Source organism: Leisingera sp. G5_S3_59_S7 (genome assembly GCF_054968485.1).
The window spans coordinates 1-17381 of sequence record NZ_JBQKUH010000004.1; the positions used below are offsets into that span (position 1 = coordinate 1).

The window sequence follows — 17381 nt, forward strand, 5'->3', positions numbered from 1 at the left end:
CACTGCAAACAGCACCAGGAATATAAAAAACAGGATCTGCGCGATCCCTGCAGAGGCCGAAGCGATGCCGCCAAACCCGAAGATGCCGGCGATGATTGCAACGGCCAGGAAAACGAGCGCCCAGTACAGCATGCCGTGTCCTTTCAGTTGCGATTTGTACCGGCCCAACCCGCAAGCCCGGCGAAAGGTTCCGGGACGATTGCTTAGAGTTTTCACCGCCGGTGCGCTGCGGTTCAGGCGGCAGCTTGGGGCCGCGGCGGGGCGAAGGGGGACTCAGGCTGGCATGGGGGCCGCGCGAAAGCCGGACAGGCCGGCTGCCCGCCTGCGGCCGGGACCGAGCTCCAAGTCAAGTTTCATAGGAGGGTGAAGATGTCCAGGCAGCGGCCCGGGCGGTGCTGCGCCGTGCCGTCAGATCAGCGGCCGCGGTTCGGGCGCGGCCAAGTCGATCATCGCCACGGTGGCCAGTGCGGGCAGGTTGCTGACCTTCAGCCTGCCGTTCTGCCATTGGGCAAGATTTTTGTCCCGCAGCATTTTCAGCATTTTGTTGGTATGCACCAGCGACAGGCCCAGGGCATCTGCCAGGTCCTGCTGCTTGAACGGCAGCGGCACTGATCCGTGCGCCTCCATCCCCACGGCCTTCAGCCGCTCATAGATTCGCACCAATGCCCAAGCGATCCGCTGCGCGGCGGACCGCTGCCCCAGCGAGGCGATGGTTTCCCCCAGGAAATGCTCCTCGACCGCGGCAATCCACGTCAGATCATAGGCCCGTTCCGGATGCAGCTCGTACAGCTGGAACAGTGCGGTGCGGCGGAACACGCACAGCGTCATCGGGGTGGTCGCCTCGATCGAGTGCTTCATCTCTCCCATCAGCCCGGCCTGCAATCCGGCGAAATCCCCCGGAAACAGAAAGTTGATCACCTGACGGCGGCCGTTTTCCAGGGTCGTGTACCGCGTGCCCATCCCTTTGAGAACGGTATACAGCTGCGGGCTGTTGGAGCCTTCCAGCAGGATGGTCGTGCCCGCATCCACCACCAGTTCCCCGGTTTTGAACTGCTGGGTGAAAACGATCTCTTCACGCGACATCGGCGTGAATATGGCCCGTTTTCGCAATGGGCATTCGCGGCAGGCAGTCGAAGACATGGCGCTCCCTTGGCAGCTATGTCGCAGTTTAATGCGCCCGGTGGGAAATCGTTACACACTCTAAGCCTATAGGGAGGCTGGTGCAATGGAAATGCTCTCTCCAGGCTGCTCGCATGTGTATCTGATCATGTCCAGGAACTATCTGGTAACATGTGATATTTGCGATGCGGTGATGGACTTCGACCCGACCGCCGAACTTAGCGTGCAAACGGCGCACGATACCGCGCTGACGGCGCTGTCGCGGTATCGCCGGATTGCTGTGGCTTTTATCGAAGCGGGCTCCGAGCTGGTGACCCGGCTCCACTTCGACAGGGCCGTTCAGGGCCGTGGCGGCCGCTTGGTTCTGTTGGGGGACACCGCCGAAAATGAGCTGGACGCGCACTCGCCGTGCCTGCGGTGGCCGGTGCTTGCCCGGCCTGTGTCCACCCAGATGATCCTGGCTCAGCTGGCGCCGCTGCAGACCGGCAAAAGGAACAATCGCAGCCTTGCCGGGTTGGTTTAGCGGCTGCTGTCTTTGGCAGCCCTGCTAAGAGGAGTAACAATATGCTTGGTTGGGCACTGACATTTCTGGTTGTCGCTTTGATCGCCGCCCTGCTTGGATTCGGCGGGATCGCCGGCGCTTCCGCCGGTATTGCAAAAATTCTTTTCTTCATCTTCCTGGTACTGTTCGTCATTGCGATGATCGCCCGCGCGATCAAGGGCAAACCACCGGTGTAAAGATGGGGGTGCGGCATGCCCGCACGGTCAAAGCCCCGCCGCGGGCTTGCCGTGCCAGCCCTTGGGGGGGCTGCCTGCCGGACATAGGGTGTGCGTGCCGGGGGGCCGTGCAGTCATGGATTGCGCCGCATGCAGGCGGCGAGGACTGCCCGACACCCTATGTCCGGATCAGGGGCAAGCGCTCCGGTGGCCGTCCGCAAGGTGCGGCCAGGCCCAGGAGACAGCGGCAAAAGACAGCAGAATCAGCGGTGCAGGCTGCCCGCGCGCTGCGCGCCGTCACCCGCTTTTGCCCTTGGAGGCGGCCTTAGTCGCCGTCGCTTAGCCTTTGGATTTCGTGACTGCGGATCTCTGCTTTCTCTGGCAGCGTCACAGTAAAGGCGCTGCCGGCCCCTTTCCGTGATTCAACTTCGATACTGCCGCCGTGGTTGGCCGCAATGCGGCGGCACAGTGTCAGGCCGATCCCGGACCCTTGATGGTCGCTGTGTCTGTGCAACCGTTTGAACAGCCCGAAAATCCGGTCGTGGTACTCCGGTTCGATGCCGATCCCGTTGTCGCGCACAGTGAAGCTGACCCATCCCGCCGGGGCTGCCGGGCCGCGGCCGATCTCGATCATGCTGCCGCGCGCCGGGTCGCGGTATGCGACGGCGTTGGAAATCAACTGCCGGAACAGCGTCCTGAGCTGCTCCGGGTTGCCGTCCACGGCGGGCAGCGGAGCCGTTTTGATGACACTGCCGGCGGCGGCGATCTCAGCTGCGGCGTCTGCGGCCGCAGCTTCGGCTTCGCGGTTCAGATCGACGGGCACAGCGGGCCGCTTTTCATCGGCAGAGCGGGCATAGACCCGAAGGTCCTCAACCAGCCGGGCCATACGCGCATTGGTCCTGTCCAGGTCGTCCAGAATCTCCTGCCCGTCGCCGTCCAGGCGGCGGCCGGACGTGGCGCGCAATTCCGCCAGCAGCGCGCGGATCGTCTGAGCAGGCGCCTTCAGGTCATGCGACATCGCATAGGTGAATTCCGCAAGCTGCCGGCTCGTGGTCTCCAGCCGGTTCACCATCGCCGACAGCTGGCGGCCGTGGGTCTGCTCGATTTCCAGTTCCCGGGCCTGGCGCTCATACGCCTGCTGCCGCTGGCGCTGATGCTGCCAGACCAGAAAACCGGCCAGCGCCAGGATCACAACCCCTGCCGCTGCCGCAGCAGCAAGGCGGCGCGGGCGGGTCCAGAACGCCGGCGGGCCAAAATACTTCTCCCGCAGCCAGGCGAACTCGCTGGAGGCCAGGTATCCCGGGATGACCGCATTCAGCCGGTCGCGGACGGACCCAAGCCCGAACCGTAGCGCCGGGGCCCGCGCGACGCTGAGAACAGGCAGGCCGGCGGCCTCGATCCGGTCCTCGGCGCCCCGCTTCCGGGCCAAAGCCCGGGTTGCTGCGGCGGGCGCCAGAATGGCGTCGGCGCGTCCTTGCAACAGGCTGTCCAGCACGGCATCCGCAGTATCTTCTGCCAGCAGGAGCATGCCCTGGCGGTCTGCGGCAAACTCGTGGGCGGGGCTGCCGCGCAGGGCTGCCACCCGGCGCAACGACAGGCCTGCCAGTCCGGCAATATCTTCTGTTTCGCCTGTGCGGGTGAACAGCGAAACCGGCACCTGCTCCAGCGGCAGGGTAAAGTCCATCATGCCGCGCCGCTCTCCGGTGATCCTCAGCTCCGGCAGCAGGTCATAGCGGCCGGGCCCCGGGCCTGCCTGCCGCTCAGCGAGGGAAATCTGTTTGAATTCAAGCATCAGGCCCGCCCGGTCTGCCAGGCCGCGCAGCACCTCCACGGCAAACCCGGAGAACCTGCCGCCTGGCTCCACGGTCTGGTAGGGCGGGTTGTGATAGACCCCCGCAGTCAGCACCCCAGGGGCGGGTTCGGGGATATCGAGAAAGTACTTCTGCCGCAGCGCCGGCAGGCGGCCATCTGCCTCCATCCGCGCCAAAGCGGCGTTGACCGCAGGCAGCAGGTCCGCGCGGCTATTGTGCAGGGCGACATAACGGTCGAACGCGCGGACCGGCGGGTCCAGGAAACTGATCCGGGCGTCAACCTGCGCGTTCCTGGCAATCGAAAAGACGACGGGTTCAGGCATCAGCACCGCATCGACGCCGCCGGTCAGCAGGTTCATCACTGCGGCTTCGGGTGTTGCGAATTCCACAGGGCTGTTCGCATCCAGAAGATCCTGGACGGCTGAGCCGGCCGCAGGCGGCACAATGCCGATCCGCAGGCCGCTGCGGCGGCCGGCCAGCGCTGCGGCCCGTCGGCTCAGCACCGTCAGGCGCAGGGTTTCGGATGCCACCGGCGAGGAGAATACATTGCTGGCCTCCAGCGGCGGCAGCCGCGCAACACCGGCGATGATCTGGGTGCCGCCATCAATTTGCCGGCGGATGAACTCACGCGAGGTTTTCAGGTCAAGATAGCGGATCGCAACACCGGTTTCCGCGCCGATCAGCTCCGTCAATTCGATCAGAAAGCCGCTTCGGGCGCCATCCGGGCCTTGCTGCGCAAACGGCGGCACCGGCACAAAGGCCGCCGTCAGCGGGCCGCCGGTTTCCCGCGCCTGCGGCGGGGCGTGCCAGCTGAGAGCCAGGAGGCAGATCGTCCCGGCGAGCATCAAACGCGGCAGCTGATGCAAAAGGGTCATTCAATAGGCGTCCGTTTTTCAATCTTAGGGTGAGTGATCGGAATTTTAGGGGCGGGAAAGTAAACACTCTCTTTCTAGCCTCAGACGCTTCGGTGCGCGCTATAACGTGTTTCCGGTCCCTTAGGAGGAATTGAGAGGCAATTTATTGTCATTATTTATTATACGTTTGCAGGGTTCGCTGCGGAGTTCGTGCTTGCCGCGGGCAGGCGGGACAAGCCGCTTCCTCTACGCCCGGCAGGGCGATTTTCCGGTGTTTTTGCGCAACCCTGGGGTGCGTACAGCTGGCTGTGCTCGGTTTTCTCCGCTCAGGCAGGGTCAAGCGCAAGGCGGCCGTGGCACGTCAGATGCGAAACCAGCGGTCTCCCGGCAATATAATTGACAGCGTCAATAAGATAGTTGACACTGTCAATTATCATGTCTGACCTTCCATTTCATCTTCACCGCTCCCTGGGCTACCAGGTGACCATGCTGGCCCGTGTGATCGAGCGCCGCTTTGAGCAGCGGATAGCGGAGTTCGGCCTGACCAGGGTGATGTGGTGTGTGCTGCTGGCCGCCGGGAAAGAGGGGCTGACCGCCCCGTCAGAGATCGCAGGCTTCATCGGCATCGACCGCACCGCCGCCTCGCGCACGCTCCGGCAGATGGAGGCGCGCGGCTTCATCACCCGCAGCGGCGGCGCCCGGGACGGCCGGTCGATCCAGGTCCGGCTGACCCCGGGCGGTCAGGCCGCCCTGGCAGAGGTGCTGCCAATCGCGCAGGAAAACGCGGCCTATTTCGAGGCCAAGCTCACGGGGCAGGAACTGGCCCATCTGCGCGCGGCCGCTGCCAAGCTGCTCGAGGACGAGCCGCGCATCGTCGCCAAGCTGTAATTCACCGGGGGCCAACCATGGGCAAACTGTTTTCCTACCGCAACCGGCCTGTGCATCTGGGGCCCTATCCAATGGAAACCCTGACGCGCCAGGCGGCGCCCGCGGACCTGAACGCGCTCCCGGCGCCGGCCCAGATCAGCTTCCGCCGCCCCGATGCGCCGCTGTCCCTCGTTAATGCGATGCGCGACTATCAGGCGGTGCTGGACGCCACCCGCGAAGGGCTGGTCAAGAAAGAACGCGCAGAGATCCCTGCCAGCCCGCAGGAGCGCACCGACCACCTGAAGGCCTTCGGCTATTTCTGCGACGCCTCCCTGGCGGGCGCCTGCGCAGTACCTTCCGGCGCCTGGCTGGAGACGCCGCTGGTGAACGCGGATGTGGCGGCGCTGGCCGAAACCCTGCGCACCAAACAGACCAAGACCTTTGCCTCCGGCATCGACGTGGTAATGGCAAACCTGCGCGAGGCGATGCAGGCCCCGCCCGCGGACTGCCGCCACCACAGCCACGCGCTGGTCTATGTCTACGAATTCCCCCGCGACCCCGAAGCAGGGGAAGACGGCACCGACTGGCTGGCGGGCGCGCAGGAGCAGCGCGCCTGCCTGCGGGCAGCGGAGACGGTGGTGACGCTGGCCAATTACATCCGGCTGCTGGGATGGGAGGCCCGCGCCCATACCGGTGCCGCCACCGATGTGCATCTGGGCCGGCTGGCGGTGCAGGCGGGCCTTGCCACCTATGAAGACGGCGTCCTCATCAATCCTTTCCTGGGCAGCCGCTTTGGCATCGCTGCCGTCACCACCACGCTGGAACTGGCCGCCGGTCTGCCGCTGGCGCCGGGCCAGGCACCGGGCCTGAAATACCGTCTGGGCCTTGGCGCCCACGCCAAAAGCGCCGCCAGCCGCGATCCCTACGCCAAGCGCCGTTTCATGGACGGCCCGCATCCGTTCGAGACGCTGAAACGGGTGGAGGATCCCACCACCTATATCGACGAGGTGAACGTTGCGCGCGTCCCGAAACGCGCCGACATGTTCGCGCGCTCCCTGTTCGGCGACCTCGGCAAAGGCCCGCAGGAGGCCGCCAAGAACGGCAACTACGTCCGCAAATCCTCCTCCGCCTTTGCCTTCCGGTCTTCGCTTGCCGCCTTCGTGCTGCTGCAGGACGGCGAGCCCGCGCCGCAAGTGGACCCCAGCACCGCTGACGCCGCCCGCAATGCCGCGAATATCAAGGCCGCGGCCTATTTCCTCGGCTGCGACGCGGTCGGCATTTCGCGCTGCCCGGACTGGGCATATTACTCCCACGATGCGGCGGGCGACCCCTTGGCGCCTTACCATGAAAACGCCATCAGCGTCATCATCGACCAGGGCCACGAAACGATGGAGGGCGCCTCCGGCGACGACTGGATCGCCTGCGCCCAGTCGATGCGCGCCTACCTCCGGTTCTCGCTCCTCGGCGGGGTGATTGCGCAGCAGATCCGAAATCTCGGCTATACCGCCCGGGTGCATTCGGTGATGGACGGCGAGGTGCTGCAGCCGCCCCTGCTGCTGCTCTCCGGCCTGGGCGAGGTTTCCCGCATCGGCGAGGTGATCCTCAACCCCTTCCTCGGACCCCGGCTGAAGTCCGGCGCAGTCACCACCAACCTGCCGATGACCCGCGACAAGCCGGTCGACTTCGGCTTGCAGCGCTTCTGCGAGGCCTGCAACAAATGCGCCCGCGAATGCCCCTCCGGCGCCATCACCGCCGGACCCAAGCTGATGTTCAACGGCTACGAGATCTGGAAATCCGACAGCCAGAAATGCACCACCTACCGCGTCACCGTCCCCGGCGGCGCCATGTGCGGCCGCTGCATGAAGACCTGCCCCTGGAACCTTGAAGGGCTCTTTGCCGAGGCGCCGTTCCGCTGGGCCGCGATGAACCTGCCGGGCAGCGCGCCGCTCTTGGCGAAACTCGACGACGCGCTGGGCCATGGCGAGGTCAATACAGCCAAGAAATGGTGGTGGGATCTGGAGATGGCGGAGGAGGGGCCCTATGCCCCTTCACGGCATCCCGTCAACGCCCGCAAGCTGTCCAAGGATCTGGACCTGAAGTACGAGGATCAGACCCTGGCCGTCTACCCGGCGCCGCTGGCGCCGCCGCCCTACACCTGGCCCGCGCCGATGGACCGGGAGGCTGGGATCACCGCCTATCAGGCAATGATCCCCGCGGCTGAACACAAACGCCGCCGCGCCCAGGGCCTGCCGCCGGAGCATGTCTATACCGCCGACAAGGGCAACGCACCTGTCATGCGGGTGCGCCTGTCGAAGGTCGAACATATGACGGATGCCGTCACCAAGTACGAGTTCTCCCTGCCGGACGGCTCGCCCTTGCCCGCAGCCACCGCAGGCGCCCATATCGACGTGGTGGTCGTGCCGGAGTTCTTCCGCCAGTACTCGCTGTCCGGCGACCCGGCGGACCGCTCGAAATACCAGATCGCGGTGCTGCGCGAGGACGCGGGCCGCGGCGGCTCCAAGCTGATGCACCGGATATTTGAGGAAGGCCGGATGGTGTTCATCTCCAAACCTATCAACCACTTCCCGCTGCAGGAGGATGCCGCCAAATCCTACCTGATGGGCGGCGGCATCGGGGTGACGCCGATGATCGCCATGGCCCACCGCTTGCACGCCCTGGGCCGGGAGTTCGAGTTCCGCTATTCCTGTTCAAGAAAGGCAAAGGCCGGGTTTCTGGACGACCTGAAACACGTTCCCTGGGCAGACAAGGTGCATCTGCATTTCTCTGATCAGGGCACCCGTGCAGACCTGAATGACGTTTTGAAGTTCGCCCCGGGCAGCCACGTCTACACCTGCGGGCCGGAGGCTTATATGCAAGCGGTGCTGGCGGCGGCTGAGGCCAACGGCTTCCCCGAAGACACCCGCCATATGGAATACTTCTCGGTTCCTGAACAGCCCGAATACGAAAACCATCCCTTCACCTTGCGGCTGACGAAATCGGGCCGCGACATTCTGGTGCCGGCAGAAAAATCCGCCACCGAGGCGCTGGCCGAGAGCGGCATCCATGTGGATGTGAAATGCTCTGACGGGATCTGCGGCGTTTGCAAATGCGGGCTGGTTTCAGGCGCCGCCGAACACCGCGATTTCGTGCTGTCGAACAAGCAGCGCGAAGGCGCGATCATCCTCTGCCAGTCCCGTGCGCAAGCGCCGGGCGGGGTGCTGGAAATCGACCTTTAGGCAGGCCGCTCAGGCGGCCGGGCTGAGGGCGGCACAATTTTCTTGAACAAGAAAATTGCCAAAAGCTTTTTTTGAAAACTTTTGCGCGCGGGGCGGCGGCAGCGTTTGGTCCAGTTGCCGTCGCAGCCGGATCGGCACAGGCTCCCGCTAACCGCGGGCGTTCCGGATTCTGCCCTCAGGCGGTTTTCTCCTCTGCCCCCGCCGCGGCATCAAACTCTGCCCGCGCTGCGTCAATCGCCGGCAGATGCTCCAGCGCCCACAGCCCCAGCGCCCGAACCGGCTCGCGGAATGACTCGCCCAGCGGCGTCAGCGCATATTCCACCTTGGGCGGAATTGTCGGGTGATAGGTGCGGCTCACCAGCCCGTCCCGCTCCAGCTCGCGCAGGGTCAGGCTCAGCATCCGCTGGGAGATGCCCAGATGCCGCTTCAGCTCATTGAATCGCAGCACACCGTACTGCGCCAGCGAGATCACGATCAGCACGCTCCAGCGGTCACCGACCCGCGACAGCACCTCGTTGATGCGGCCGCATTCCGGGCATTGTCCTTCTGCCATTGAGGTTTCCTCCGTGTAACCGGGGCTCAGAAATGTGCCTTCTTGCGCCCTTTCCGGTGCCGCTTATATATCGGGTTACAAATTTATACCACCCTATGCAAAAGACCCCGAAAGGACAGGACATGAGCAAGAGCACCCTGATCGAGAAGCTGAACTGGCGCTATGCGACCAAGAAGATGGACCCCGCCAAATCCGTGCCGCAGGAAAAGGTCGACCAGATCATCGAGGCGATCCGCATGGCGCCGACCTCGTCCGGCACCCAGCCCTTTGAAGTCTTTGTCATCACCAACCCGGAAATCCGCGCGCAGATCCGTCCGCACGCCTGGGACCAGGCCCAGATCACCGACGGCTCGCACCTGCTGGTCTTCGCCGCCTGGGACAACTACTCCGAAGACCGCATCGACTCGGTCACCCGCCAGATGACCGAAGAACGCGGCGAAATCCCGATGCTGAATCAGTATTACGACAATCTGAAGGCCACCTACCTGCCGCGCGAGGCGCGCACCAACCACGACCACGCCGCCCGCCAGGCCTATATCGCACTGGGCTTTGCACTGGCCGCCGCCGCCGAGCTTGAGGTCGACAGCACCCCGATGGAAGGCTTCACGCCCGAGAAGATCGACGAAATCCTGGGCCTCAAGGACAAGGGCCTGCGCTCTGTCCTGCTGTTGCCGCTGGGCTACCGCGCCGAAGAAGGCGACTGGCTCTTGCCGATGAAGAAAGTCCGCAAGTCCCGCGACACCATCGTGACCGAAATCGCCTGAGAGGGCTGATCCCCCGGCAGCAGGCGGCTCTTGCCGCGTCCGCTGCCGGGGTCTCCGCAGGTAAAATCTGCCTGCGGAGGCTATTCATGTATTCCATCTGCATTATACTGGCCGGCAGGCACCCTTTTCGGCCACGGGGCATATCCGCTGGGCCTGGTGCTGTCAGTTGAGATTTTGCAAGGGGTGCCAGTTTCCATGTTTACCGCTGATTTTTCCGCGAGTGACCTGGATCCCGCTTTGAAACCCGTTCTTATGCTTTGGCAGAACGCCTCGGAGGCGGGTGCTTTCCCGCGGCTCGCCGAACTGAGCCTGCCGTATTTCAGCACAACGGCCAATATCCTGGCGGTCTTTGAAATCGAGCGGACCGGGAGCGGGGAGCTGTCTGATTTCAAGGCGCTTTATGTGCGCAGCAAGATCATCAATACCCTGAGCGCCAAAGTCGCCGGCACCCGCCTGTCTGAACGTCCGGGCTTCGGGCCCGGGTCCATGATCTGGACCTGTTTTGCGGAAGTGGCCGCCAATCCCCGGCCGCTGCTGGTCTCGCTGCCCTATGTCGGCCCGCTGCCGGAATACCGCAGCTCCACCGAAATCATGCTCCCCCTGCTGGGAGAGGGATCGTCGGTCGACTATGTGATGACGGGCGTTGTTCTGCTGGAGCAGGAATACCTGCGCCCGGATCAGGCCTGAAGCGGTCCCGGCGCGCGAACGGCGGGGCAGGGGGCTGCACAAATGGCGTCTTCGCCTTGCCCAGCAGGGCTTTCCCCTTGCACAGACCGGGGAATCCGCCTATACGCGCGCTGTCAATACAAGGGCGGTCAACGTCCGGGTGGCATATCTGAGCAGGGCTGAGGAACACCTCGGCCCTTTGTGTTTGTTTGATCAGATGTGCTCCGGACCACGTTCTGTAGGGCTAACCAAGACCGGCGGAGACAACCGCCCGGCCAGAAAACCGTTAGTAAAGGAAACCTGAGACCTCATGGCTCAAAACGCATCTATGGAGGAATTCGAAGCCCTCCTGAACGAAAGCTTCGAAATGGACACCCCGGACGAAGGTTCGGTTGTCAAAGGCAAAGTGCTGGCAATCGAAGCCGGCCAGGCCATCATCGACGTCGGCTACAAGATGGAAGGCCGCGTTGATCTGAAAGAATTCGCAAACCCCGGCGAAGCTCCCGAAATCTCCGTTGGCGACGAAGTCGAAGTCTACCTGCGCTCGGCCGAGAACGCCCGTGGCGAAGCCGTCATCTCCCGCGAGATGGCCCGCCGCGAAGAAGCCTGGGACCGCCTGGAAAAAGCCTACGCAGACGATCAGCGCGTCGAAGGCGCGATCTTCGGCCGCGTCAAGGGCGGCTTCACTGTCGACCTGGGCGGCGCTGTTGCGTTCCTGCCCGGCTCGCAGGTTGACGTGCGCCCCGTGCGCGACGCAGGCCCGCTGATGGGTCTGAAGCAGCCGTTCCAGATCCTGAAGATGGACCGCCGCCGCGGCAACATCGTGGTTTCGCGCCGTGCGATCCTCGAAGAGTCCCGCGCCGAGCAGCGTGCCGAAGTCATCGGCAACCTGTCCGAAGGCCAGGCAGTCGACGGTGTCGTCAAGAACATCACCGAATACGGTGCGTTTGTTGACCTGGGCGGCGTGGACGGCCTGCTGCACGTCACCGACATGGCATGGCGCCGTGTGAACCACCCCTCCGAGATCCTGTCGATCGGCGAAACCGTCAAGGTTCAGGTCATCAAGATCAACAAAGAGACCCACCGCATCTCCCTGGGCATGAAGCAGCTGCAGGAAGATCCGTGGGATCTGGTTGGCGCCAAGTACCCGCTGAACTCCGTTCACAAGGGCCGCGTCACCAACATTACCGATTACGGTGCATTTGTTGAGCTTGAGCCGGGCGTCGAAGGTCTGGTTCACGTTTCCGAAATGTCCTGGACCAAGAAAAATGTCCACCCGGGCAAAATCGTCTCCACTTCCCAGGAAGTCGACGTCATGGTTCTGGAAATCGACGGTGCCAAGCGCCGCGTGTCCCTGGGCCTCAAGCAGACCATGCGCAACCCGTGGGAAGTCTTTGCCGAGACTCACCCGGAAGGCACCCAGGTCGAAGGCGAAGTCAAGAACATCACCGAATTCGGTCTGTTCATTGGCCTCGACGGCGACATCGACGGCATGGTTCACCTCTCCGACCTGTCCTGGGACGAGCGCGGTGAAGACGCGATCCAGAACTACCGCAAAGGCGACGTGGTTCAGGCCGTTGTCTCCGAAGTGGACGTCGACAAAGAGCGTATCTCGCTGTCGATCAAAGCTCTGGGCGGCGACAAGTTCGCCGAAGCCGTGGGCGGCGTGAAGCGCGGCTCCGTGATCACCGTCGAAGTGACCGCGATCGAAGACGGCGGCATCGAAGTGGAATACGAAGGCATGAAGTCCTTCATCCGCCGCTCCGACCTGGCCCGCGACCGTGCCGACCAGCGCCCCGAGCGTTTCTCGGTTGGCGACAAGGTCGACGTGCGCGTCACCAACGTCGATTCCAAGACCCGCCGCCTGGGCCTGTCCATCAAGGCGCGCGAGATCGCGGAAGAGAAAGAAGCAGTGGAACAGTATGGCTCCTCGGATTCCGGCGCATCGCTGGGCGACATCCTGGGCGCCGCACTGAAGTCGGGCGACTAAGACCCGGCCTCACGGCTCTGAACTGGAAAGCCCCGCAGGCAACTGCGGGGCTTTTTCCGTTCCGGCACCTGCCGCTTCAACGCCTGACCGGCCCTTGGCGCCGGCCCTGGCGGCCGGGGCAAAACCGCACCGGCGCGGCATCTCCGCACCGGCCCTTCCTTCCCTTCATCATTTGTTAGAGGCGCATGATGATTATGCAAACCAATGGCATTTGCATCAAATCGGGAAGACTAAAAGTTGACTGAAAGACACTCGGCTGAACCTGCGCAAAATTTTCACGGCGACGGCGCCCAGAACGCGGACACACTGGTCCAGCGCGCGAAATCCCAAACCCTGGACGATGGCGGCCTCCGCACCTCGCAGATCCTTGGCGACGCCCTCGCGCTGGACCCGCAGCACCACGAGGCGCAGGTGCTGCAGGAGCGGCTGCACCAGATGTTCGTGCCCCGCTGGCATTTCCCGATGCTTGCCGACACCGCGCGCAACCGTGCCTACGCCCAGGCCATCGCGGCCAAGGTGCAGCCGGGGGATGTGGTGCTGGACATCGGCTGCGGTGCCGGTCTGACGGCCATGCTGGCGGCACGCGCCGGCGCGAAACACGTCTACACCTGCGAACAGCAGCCGCTGATCGCCCAAGCCGCAACCCGTGTCATCGCGGAAAACGGTCTCAGCGACCGGATCACCGTGATCCCGAAATGGTCGCACGAAATCACCGTGGGCACGGATATTCCCGAACGGGCGGATGTTGTGATCTCGGAAATTGTCGACACCGTCCTGCTGGGCGAGGGCGCTCTTGCGACGCTCACCCATGCCATGTCGGCGCTGGCCAAGCCAGACGCGCGCGCGGTGCCGGAATGGGGAACACTGAAAGCGCAGCTGGTGGAAAGCAGCGGCCTGCTGGACCAGTGGCGCCCGCACCAGGCGGAAGGCTTCGACCTGAGCGCCTTCCATCGCTTTGCCCGCGTCGCGCAGCTGACGCCGGGCGAATTTGCGGCCTGCGGCCTGCGGTCCCTGGGCCCGGCGGCAGAGCTGTTCCAGTTCGACTTCACCAGGCCGGACCTGACACCGGAGCGCACCGCAACGGACCTTACGTGTGCCGCTGCGGGCACCATCCATGCGGTCCTCGTCAGTTTTGAACTGCAGCTGGCGCCTGGTATCCAGGTGGCAAACGGAATGGACGCCGGCGGGCATTGGGGGCGCACGGCGTTCCTGCTGGACCGTGCCGAGGCCGCAGCGCCGGGGGGCCGCCTGCCGGTCACCGCGCAGCATGACACCTCGCATCTGAGCGTCTCCGCAAACGGCCCGCTGATCCCTGCCGGGGAGGCCGCTGCTGCCACCGTGTGGCTGAACCCGGCGTGGCGCCTGCGCCGCCCGGTCCGGGACGGCGGCGACCGGACAGCCCCGCCCCCCGCTGCATGGAGCCCCGCGGACACCGGCGGCGCAGGCCTTCCGGGCCAGCCCTGCCACTAGGCCGCCTCCGGGGCGGGCTGAGCGACCCCGAATCAACCACGGCTGCGGCGGCATCCGGACCCCGGATGCCGCATTGCAGCGCCGCGCGGCGGTGCCTGATCCGGCCCCGGCAGGCTGAAAAGCGGGTGAACTCTTGCCGGATTTCCCGTCCCGCATGCGTCATTTTGTTCCCCCACGCAGGAATTTTTCCTATACTCTCAGAACAATAGCCAAAACATTACGGCATCCTGGGAGGAAAAAAGATCATGATCCGCTCTGAGTTGATTCAGAAGATTGCAGACGAAAACCCGCACCTGTATCAGCGGGATGTGGAGAGGATCGTGAACACGGTGTTTGAGGAAGTGACCAACGCGATGGCCCGCGGCGACCGGGTGGAGCTGCGCGGTTTCGGCGCGTTCTCGGTCAAGAAACGGGACTCGCGGGTCGGCCGCAATCCCCGCACCGGTGAGACCGTCCATGTCGAGGAAAAACATGTGCCGTTCTTCAAGACGGGTAAGCTCTTGAGGGACCGCCTGAACGGGAAAGCCTGATGCGTTACATTCGCTATGCGATTCTGGGGTCTCTGGCCGTCGTGCTGGTGTCGGTGAGCCTTGCAAACCGGAGTTTTGTTGAGCTCAAACTGATGCCCGAGGCGCTGGGTGAGCTGTTCGGCTTCAACCCCGGCATCTCGCTGCCGCTGTTCGCGGTGGTTCTGGGCGGGGTCGGCGCCGGTCTGGTGCTTGGCTTCTTGTGGGAATGGATCCGCGAGCACAAGCACCGGCGCGAGGCGGCTGAAAAGGCCCGCGAAGCCCGCAAGCTGAACCGCGAAGTGAAACGGCTGAAAAAGCAGAAGCACGAAGGCAAGGACGAAGTCCTGGCGCTTCTCGAAGACGCAAGCTGAACCAGTCATGACGGACATCCGGGTCAAGATCTGCGGGCTCAGCACCCCGCAGGATGTGGCTGCCGCTGCCGCGGCGGGCGCAGCCTATGCCGGGTTTGTGTTTTTCCCCAAGTCGCCCCGCAACGTCAGCATCGAACAGGCCGCTGCGCTGGCCGTCGAGGCGCCCGTTGGACTGTGCAAGGTGGCGCTGACGGTGAATGCTACTGACGCGGAGCTGGATGCCATAACTGCGGCAGTGCCGCTCGACATGCTTCAGCTGCACGGCAAGGAAAGCCCGGAGCGGGTGGCTGAGGTGCGCGCCCGCTACGGCCTGCCGGTGATGAAGGCGGTGGGCATCGCCGATGCCTCCGACCTGCCGCAGATTGCTGAGTATGAGCAGGTGGCGGACCAGCTGCTGATCGACGCCAAGCCGCCCAATGAGGCTGAGCTGCCCGGCGGCAACGGCCTCGCCTTCGACTGGCGCCTGCTGGCGGGGCGCAAATACTGGCAGAAACCCTGGATGCTGGCCGGCGGCCTCACGCCGGACAACGTGGCTGAGGCGATCCGCATGACCGGCGCCCGGCAGGTCGATGTCTCCTCAGGCGTCGAAAGCGCACCGGGTGATAAGGATGCCGCGCTGATCGAAAGCTTTACCAAGGCCGCCCGCGCCGCCCGCGGCTGACGGCCCGCGCCGCCGCGGCTTTTGCGGGGGCTGCAAGGGTGGATTTCGAGTATTTAGGGAAAGATGAAACACCGGCCCCGCGCCTTCATCTTTCCTGAAATACTCACTGCGCAACCGCTGCCCGGCAGCGCACCGTTCAGGGTGTTGCGCCCTCTGCGGACGCCGTCCTCACGTGATCTTAGGCGGCAGATGCCATGATCCCTCCTGATCGCGGTCACTGCCGGGCCTGACACCCCCGGCGCTTTGGAACAGGGCCCTTTGGCAAGGGCACGCAGAGACAACGTTCAGCGTGCGGGAGGAACCTCCCGTCCCGCCTCCGCCCCTTGGCGGCGCCGCCATCCCTAACCTGTTGACCAGCAGGACCGGCAGCAAACCACAGCAATACACAGCTAAGACCGGCAGGGCAGGGCCCTAAGCCGGACCAAGCGGCTTGCGCAGAGCCCCCTTTACCAAGGCCCCGCCGCGCTATAGTCATTGCGGGCGCTGCGAAAGTGAGGGAACACCTATGGCCGACGATCTTTTCAACAGCTTCATGAACGGTCCGGACGAAAACGGCCGTTTTGGCATCTTTGGCGGGCGGTTTGTGTCCGAAACTCTGATGCCGCTGATCCTGAGCCTTGAGGAAGAATACAACAAGGCCAAGGACGATCCCTCCTTCTGGGCCGAAATGGACGATCTGTGGAAGCATTATGTGGGCCGCCCCAGTCCGCTGTACCATGCCGAGCGTCTGACCGAGGAACTGGGCGGCGCCAAGATCTATATGAAGCGCGACGAGCTGAACCACACCGGCGCGCATAAGGTGAACAACGTGCTGGGCCAGATCCTGCTGGCGCGGCGCATGGGCAAGACCCGCATCATCGCCGAAACCGGCGCGGGCCAGCATGGCGTGGCCACCGCCACCGTCTGCGCCAAGTTCGGGCTGAAATGCATCGTCTACATGGGCGCCCACGACGTGAAACGCCAGGCGCCGAACGTGTTCCGGATGCGTCTGCTGGGCGCCGAAGTGGTGCCGGTCACCTCCGGCCGCGGCACCCTGAAGGACGCGATGAACGACGCGCTGCGCGATTGGGTGACCAATGTGCGCGACACCTTCTACTGCATCGGCACTGCGGCCGGCCCGCACCCCTACCCGGCGATGGTGCGCGATTTCCAGTCGATCATCGGCAAGGAAGTCCGCTGGCAGCTGGCCGAGCAGGAAGGCGAAGGCCGCCTGCCGGACACCGTGATTGCCGCAATCGGCGGCGGCTCCAATGCAATCGGCCTGTTCTACCCGTTCCTCGACGATTCGTCGGTGAACATCATTGGGGTCGAAGCAGGCGGCAAAGGCGTGGATGACCGGATTCAGCACTGCGCCTCACTGACCGGCGGCCGTCCCGGCGTGCTGCACGGCAACCGCACCTATCTGTTGCAGGACGCTGACGGCCAGATCCAGGAAGGCTATTCCATCTCCGCGGGCCTGGATTACCCGGGCATCGGGCCGGAGCATTCCTGGCTGCATGAGTCGGGGCGCGCGCAGTATGTCTCGATCACCGACAAGGAAGCGCTGGAGGCGTTCCAGCTCAGCTGCCGCACCGAGGGCATCATCCCGGCGCTGGAGCCCTCCCACGCGCTCGCCCATGTGACCAAGATCGCACCGGACCTGCCCAAGGACCACATCATCGTGATGAACATGTGCGGCCGCGGCGACAAGGACGTGTTCACCGTCGCCAAGCACCTTGGCTTTGACATGTCTGACACCGAAGAGGGGCGCACCTTCGAGGAATAATGCAGGCGCCGCACCGCCTGTGCATCAA

16 protein-coding genes are annotated in these 17381 nt (G+C 64.2%); 12 read left to right on the plus strand and 4 right to left on the minus strand.

Annotated elements, in window-relative coordinates:
• Both ACTRWG_RS03505 and ACTRWG_RS03510 read right to left on the minus strand, forming a co-directional pair.
• On the minus strand, positions 1–132 hold a 132-nt coding region (locus ACTRWG_RS03505), incomplete at its 3' end, for a DUF1328 domain-containing protein (protein ID WP_462829018.1).
• A gap of 276 nt (positions 133–408) precedes the next feature.
• Complete coding sequence (locus ACTRWG_RS03510; RefSeq protein WP_375544171.1) at positions 409–1083, minus strand: Crp/Fnr family transcriptional regulator; 675 nt, start codon at positions 1081–1083, stop codon at positions 409–411.
• 142 nt (positions 1084–1225) lie between these two features.
• Between ACTRWG_RS03510 and ACTRWG_RS03515 the strand changes: the two genes are divergently transcribed.
• Together ACTRWG_RS03515 and ACTRWG_RS03520 are read left to right on the plus strand one after the other, a co-directional pair.
• Positions 1226–1642, plus strand: a complete 417-nt coding sequence (locus ACTRWG_RS03515; protein ID WP_027236299.1) for a hypothetical protein — start codon at positions 1226–1228, stop codon at positions 1640–1642.
• A 41-nt stretch (positions 1643–1683) separates the two neighbouring features.
• Positions 1684–1857: a DUF1328 domain-containing protein gene (locus ACTRWG_RS03520; RefSeq protein ID WP_027236300.1), complete on the plus strand. Its 174-nt coding sequence runs from the start codon at positions 1684–1686 to the stop codon at positions 1855–1857.
• A 304-nt stretch (positions 1858–2161) separates the two neighbouring features.
• On the opposite strand, the gene ACTRWG_RS03525 is transcribed toward ACTRWG_RS03520, so the two are convergent.
• Positions 2162–4522 (minus strand): transporter substrate-binding domain-containing protein, encoded by a 2361-nt coding sequence (locus ACTRWG_RS03525; protein WP_462828954.1) that lies wholly within the window; start codon positions 4520–4522, stop codon positions 2162–2164.
• Between the two features lie 414 nt (positions 4523–4936).
• On the opposite strand from ACTRWG_RS03525, the gene ACTRWG_RS03530 reads away from it, so the two are divergent.
• Together ACTRWG_RS03530 and ACTRWG_RS03535 are read left to right on the plus strand one after the other, a co-directional pair.
• Positions 4937–5389, plus strand: a complete 453-nt coding sequence (locus ACTRWG_RS03530; protein WP_259971048.1) for a MarR family winged helix-turn-helix transcriptional regulator — start codon at positions 4937–4939, stop codon at positions 5387–5389.
• 17 nt (positions 5390–5406) lie between these two features.
• A complete protein-coding gene (locus tag ACTRWG_RS03535) occupies positions 5407–8604 on the plus strand; it encodes a 2Fe-2S iron-sulfur cluster-binding protein (RefSeq protein ID WP_462828955.1) in 3198 nt (1065 codons plus the stop codon).
• 175 nt (positions 8605–8779) lie between these two features.
• Here the strand turns inward: ACTRWG_RS03535 and ACTRWG_RS03540 are convergent, their stop codons facing one another.
• Positions 8780–9157 carry a winged helix-turn-helix transcriptional regulator gene (locus ACTRWG_RS03540; protein ID WP_027236304.1) on the minus strand — a complete coding sequence of 126 codons (378 nt, stop codon included), beginning with the start codon at positions 9155–9157 and terminating at the stop codon, positions 8780–8782.
• Positions 9158–9279: 122 nt separating this feature from the next.
• On the opposite strand from ACTRWG_RS03540, the gene ACTRWG_RS03545 reads away from it, so the two are divergent.
• From ACTRWG_RS03545 to trpB, 8 genes are all read left to right on the plus strand, one after another.
• Entirely contained in the window at positions 9280–9921 is a 642-nt protein-coding gene (locus ACTRWG_RS03545; protein ID WP_027236305.1) for an NAD(P)H-dependent oxidoreductase, read from the plus strand.
• A 237-nt stretch (positions 9922–10158) separates the two neighbouring features.
• Entirely contained in the window at positions 10159–10608 is a 450-nt protein-coding gene (locus tag ACTRWG_RS03550; protein WP_259957450.1) for a hypothetical protein, read from the plus strand.
• A 289-nt stretch (positions 10609–10897) separates the two neighbouring features.
• Positions 10898–12577 (plus strand): 30S ribosomal protein S1, encoded by a 1680-nt coding sequence (gene rpsA / locus ACTRWG_RS03555; RefSeq protein ID WP_027236307.1) that lies wholly within the window; start codon positions 10898–10900, stop codon positions 12575–12577.
• 237 nt (positions 12578–12814) lie between these two features.
• The gene (locus tag ACTRWG_RS03560; RefSeq protein WP_462828956.1) at positions 12815–14047 is read left to right on the plus strand and encodes a 50S ribosomal protein L11 methyltransferase; all 1233 of its coding nucleotides are present in this window, start codon (positions 12815–12817) and stop codon (positions 14045–14047) included.
• Between the two features lie 245 nt (positions 14048–14292).
• Positions 14293–14577 (plus strand): integration host factor subunit beta, encoded by a 285-nt coding sequence (gene ihfB, locus ACTRWG_RS03565; RefSeq protein WP_008557618.1) that lies wholly within the window; start codon positions 14293–14295, stop codon positions 14575–14577.
• Entirely contained in the window at positions 14577–14927 is a 351-nt protein-coding gene (locus ACTRWG_RS03570) for a lipopolysaccharide assembly protein LapA domain-containing protein (RefSeq protein ID WP_027236309.1), read from the plus strand. Before ihfB ends, ACTRWG_RS03570 begins: the two co-directional genes overlap by 1 nt.
• A 7-nt stretch (positions 14928–14934) precedes the next feature.
• The gene (locus ACTRWG_RS03575) at positions 14935–15588 is read left to right on the plus strand and encodes a phosphoribosylanthranilate isomerase (protein ID WP_462828957.1); all 654 of its coding nucleotides are present in this window, start codon (positions 14935–14937) and stop codon (positions 15586–15588) included.
• A gap of 505 nt (positions 15589–16093) precedes the next feature.
• A complete protein-coding gene (gene trpB / locus ACTRWG_RS03580) occupies positions 16094–17353 on the plus strand; it encodes a tryptophan synthase subunit beta (RefSeq protein WP_027236311.1) in 1260 nt (419 codons plus the stop codon).
• The last annotated feature ends 28 nt before the right edge of the window (positions 17354–17381 follow it).

Coding starts and splice junctions, on each gene's coding strand:
- ACTRWG_RS03575 (WP_462828957.1), top strand. CDS start 14,935: ATGACGGACATCCGGGTCAAGATCTGCGGGCTCAGCACCCCGCAGGAT.
- ACTRWG_RS03535 (WP_462828955.1), top strand. CDS start 5,407: ATGGGCAAACTGTTTTCCTACCGCAACCGGCCTGTGCATCTGGGGCCC.
- trpB (WP_027236311.1), top strand. CDS start 16,094: ATGGCCGACGATCTTTTCAACAGCTTCATGAACGGTCCGGACGAAAAC.
- ACTRWG_RS03570 (WP_027236309.1), top strand. CDS start 14,577: ATGCGTTACATTCGCTATGCGATTCTGGGGTCTCTGGCCGTCGTGCTG.
- ACTRWG_RS03530 (WP_259971048.1), top strand. CDS start 4,937: ATGTCTGACCTTCCATTTCATCTTCACCGCTCCCTGGGCTACCAGGTG.
- ACTRWG_RS03545 (WP_027236305.1), top strand. CDS start 9,280: ATGAGCAAGAGCACCCTGATCGAGAAGCTGAACTGGCGCTATGCGACC.
- ihfB (WP_008557618.1), top strand. CDS start 14,293: ATGATCCGCTCTGAGTTGATTCAGAAGATTGCAGACGAAAACCCGCAC.
- ACTRWG_RS03540 (WP_027236304.1), bottom strand. CDS start 9,157: ATGGCAGAAGGACAATGCCCGGAATGCGGCCGCATCAACGAGGTGCTG.
- rpsA (WP_027236307.1), top strand. CDS start 10,898: ATGGCTCAAAACGCATCTATGGAGGAATTCGAAGCCCTCCTGAACGAA.
- ACTRWG_RS03520 (WP_027236300.1), top strand. CDS start 1,684: ATGCTTGGTTGGGCACTGACATTTCTGGTTGTCGCTTTGATCGCCGCC.
- ACTRWG_RS03525 (WP_462828954.1), bottom strand. CDS start 4,522: ATGACCCTTTTGCATCAGCTGCCGCGTTTGATGCTCGCCGGGACGATC.
- ACTRWG_RS03510 (WP_375544171.1), bottom strand. CDS start 1,083: ATGTCGCGTGAAGAGATCGTTTTCACCCAGCAGTTCAAAACCGGGGAA.
- ACTRWG_RS03515 (WP_027236299.1), top strand. CDS start 1,226: ATGGAAATGCTCTCTCCAGGCTGCTCGCATGTGTATCTGATCATGTCC.